Source organism: Kitasatospora sp. NPDC007106, assembly GCF_040634455.1.
Taxonomy (GTDB): Bacteria; Actinomycetota; Actinomycetes; order Streptomycetales; family Streptomycetaceae; genus Kitasatospora; species Kitasatospora arboriphila.
Genome location: NZ_JBEYFP010000725.1, coordinates 1 through 2907, shown reverse-complemented (window position 1 = coordinate 2907; position 2907 = coordinate 1). Strand labels below are relative to the sequence as shown.

General features: G+C 71.8%; 2 protein-coding genes and 1 pseudogene. All 3 read right to left on the bottom strand.

The features are described from left to right. Positions 1-98: 98 nt before the first annotated feature. Positions 99-317: pseudogene (locus ABZ641_RS31420) on the bottom strand (alcohol dehydrogenase catalytic domain-containing protein); the annotation flags it as partial. Between the two features lie 51 nt (positions 318-368). Beyond that, positions 369-1427, bottom strand: coding sequence for a 3-keto-5-aminohexanoate cleavage protein (locus tag ABZ641_RS31415; RefSeq protein ID WP_344623339.1), 1059 nt, complete (start codon positions 1425-1427; stop codon positions 369-371). 352 nt (positions 1428-1779) lie between these two features. Then, the gene (locus ABZ641_RS31410) at positions 1780-2793 is read right to left on the bottom strand and encodes an AraC family transcriptional regulator ligand-binding domain-containing protein (protein WP_359987310.1); all 1014 of its coding nucleotides are present in this window, start codon (positions 2791-2793) and stop codon (positions 1780-1782) included. Positions 2794-2907: the final 114 nt, after the last annotated feature.

The window sequence follows — 2907 nt, the reverse complement described above, 5'->3', positions numbered from 1 at the left end:
GCACGAGACCCAGCGGAACGTCCTGCTGGAGGAACTCGACCCGCGGGCGAAGCTGCTGATCGGCCGGCACAAACCGCTCGGCATGATGCAGGTCCGCCGGGGCCGACGGCCTCCACCGTGCCGGCCGCCTCCACACCGAGTCCGGCGGGCAGCGGGGCGGGGTAGAGCCCCGTCCGGAAGTAGGTGTCGGCGAAGTTGAGGCCGACGGCCGCGTGGCGGATCCGGACCTCGCCCGGGCCCGGCGCCCCGACCTCGACCTCCTCCCAGCGCAGGACGTCGGGACCGCCGGTCTCGTGGAAGCGGATGGCGTGGGCCATGGGGTGCTCCGTTGCTCTGGTCTCGGGGCTGGTCATGGTGTGCCGCGGGGGTCAGTGCTTGACGTCGCGGAGCATGAAGCCGCGCTGCCCGGGGCGGCGGTTCGGCACCATGCCGAGCTGCGCCAGGGTCTCCTCGGTGTCCGCGTAGTACTCGCCGAGGTGGTAGATCTCCTTCGCCTCGGCGCCGCTCGCGACGTCGCGGCCGAGGGCGTCGGCGATCGTGACCATCTGCTCGACCTGCTGCACCGAGGTCATCCGCTCGCCCTTGCGGCCCCACAGGTTGTCCTCGTTGCCGACGCGCACGTGGCAGCCGAGGGCGATGCCGATGGCGTTCATCGGGGCGACGGCGCGCATCGAGCTCTCGATGGTGAGCACCGCGCCGTCCGGCACCCGGCGGACGAACTCGATCAGGTCGGCGGGGTGCCGGCCGGCGAAACCGCCGCCGATGGCCACGTAGTTGAGCACCAGCGGCCCGGTGTACACGCCGGAGCGGATCAGCCGCTCGACGGTCTCCAGCTGGGCGATGGTGGCGAGCTGGAAGTGCGGCTGGATGCCCTTGTCCCGCAGCCGCTCCAGGTGCTCCAGGTAGAACTCCGGCCCGGCCTCCAGGTACATGTCGCGGTACGCGCGGTAGTACTCGGGCTTGGCGATCGAGGTGCCCTCCAGGTCGTCCGCCGTCATGATCTCGACGATGTTCATCTGGCTGGTGTTGATCGCGATGGTGACCTGGTCCGGCTTGGGGTCCAGCTCCGCGAGCATGTGACGGGTGTCGTAGGACAGCCACTCGGCGTCCGCGCCCTCGCCCTCGGGGGCGAAGGAGATCGAGCCGCCGATCTGCAGCACCATGTCCGGCACCGCCTGGCGCAGCCGGCCGACCAGCTCGTTGAACATCGACAGCCGCTTGGAGCCCTTGCCGTCCAGCTCGCGGACGTGGATGTGCAGGACGGTGGCGCCCGCGTTGTAGCAGTCGACGGCCGCCTGCACGTGCTCGTCCATGGTGAGCGGCAGGTCGGGGGCGTCGCCGGGCAGCCACTCGGGCCCGTAGGGTGCGGCCTGGATGACCAGCTTCTGCTGGTTCTCGGGCAGCAGGGAGTCGTCGAGGAAGTGCACGGTCCGTCTCCTTCGTCGGATGGGGTGGGCGCCGGTGCGGCGAGGGACGCCGCGGTACGGGGCGCCGTGGCGCGAGCCGCTTCAGTGCTGAACGCTGCGGTGCTGAGCGCTTCAGTGCTGAACGCTGCGGTGCGGGGCGGTGCGGGTCCGGCCCGGCGGACGGGGCTCGGACGGCGTGGTGCTCCCGGCCGGCGGGGCGAAGGCTGAGGGTGGGCCCCCGCCCGGCCCGTCGTTGCGGGGCCGGCGGTCTCTCGCGGTGCAGCAAAGGTAGGGCGCGCCGGGCGGCCGTGCTTGACCGTGGGTGACAGCGGACTTTCCATTTGGGGACACCCGTCCCGGGGTGCCGACGCGGTCAGTGCTCCGCGGTCTGCCCCCGGCGCTCGCGCCACTCCCGGGCGGTGCAGCCGAACTGCTCGCGGAACCAGCGGGAGAACGCGCTGGGCGCCGAGAACCCCAGCAGGTCGGCGATCTCGGTGAGCGACCGCCGGCCGTTGGCCACGAACTGCTCGGCGAGCTGCACCCGCGTCGCGTTGAGCAGCGAGGAGAAGGTCTCGCCCGACTGCGCGAGATGGCGGTGCACCGTGCGCCGGTCCACGCCCAGGCTGCGGGCGACCTGCTCGATCGAGCAGCGCCCGGTCGGCAGCAGCACCTCGATCAGCTCGCGCACCCGGTCCGGCACGGTGGTGTCCCGGGGGACGGCGATGGCCTCGAAGTACTGCCGGGCGTACGTCCGCAGCTGCGGGTCGGACATCGCGTTGGGCGAGTCGAGGTCGCCCGCGTAGAAGACGATGCCGTCGAACTCCCGGCCGAACTCCACCGTCGAACCGAAGACCCGCCGGTGGGTGCCGGTGTCCGCCGGGGCGGGATGGGTGAAGCAGACGGACAGCGGACGCCAGCGGGCGCCGAGGAAGCCCAGCAGGACGCGGTGGAAGGCCCCCACGGCCAGTTCGGTCGCCTGGCGGTGCTCCAGCGGTTCGCCGAGGTCCAGCCCGACCTTGATCGTCGCCAGCCCGTCGCGCTCGGAGAGCCGGGTGTGCAGCACCTCGTTGTACATGTGCTCGTGCCGGAGCATGAGCCCGAGCGCGCTGCGCACGTCCGGCTCCTCGCGCAGGACGAGGCTGATCGGGCCGAGGCTGGAGAACCGCCGGAACTCGGACATCCGCAGGCCGAAGTCCTCGTGCCGGGCGGCGGCGGCCGAGAGCTCCAGCAGGTGGACCACGGCCGCGCCGGAGATCCACCGGTCCTGGACGGCGAGGCCGGCGGCATCCAGGCCGACCCGCTTCATCAGCGGCTGCGGGTCGAGGCCCAGCGACCGGCTCAGCTCGACGTATCCGCTCAGCGCGGCGGTGCGGACCAGTGGCCTCACGGGATCAACTCCCTCGGAGAATGTCCCCAAGTGGTAAGCCAACTGTCACGTGAAGTCAAGCAGTGCGACGGGCGGACTCCTAGCGTTGCACCACCGCCGAGCAGGTCGGCAGCC